The organism is Acinetobacter brisouii, from assembly GCF_008993995.1.
Classification (GTDB): Bacteria; Pseudomonadota; Gammaproteobacteria; order Pseudomonadales; family Moraxellaceae; genus Acinetobacter; species Acinetobacter brisouii_A.
This window is the reverse complement of sequence record NZ_BKNN01000210.1, coordinates 1-249: the sequence shown is the minus strand read 5'-3', so window position 1 is coordinate 249 and position 249 is coordinate 1. Positions and strand designations below refer to the sequence as shown.

Genomic DNA, 249 nt, shown 5'->3' with positions numbered 1-249 from the left:
TACTTGATCAAATCCCGTTGGATGAGCAGATTGATTCAGTCTATACCGACGGGGCTTATGACACAAAACAATGCCGTCAGGTCATTGCAGATCGGCAAGCACATGCAGTGATTCCACCCAGAAAAAAATGCCAAGCCATGGAAAGATAAAAAGATGGGCTCGCTAGAGCGCAATGACTTGCTTAGAACAGTTAAGCGTTTAGGAAGAACTATTTGGAAGAAATGGTCAGGCTATCATCGGCGAAGTTTG

General features: G+C 44.6%; 1 pseudogene. It reads left to right on the top strand.

Annotated features, from left to right (window positions below):
* Positions 1 to 249, top strand: a pseudogene (locus tag GBN19_RS15695) (transposase); the annotation flags it as partial.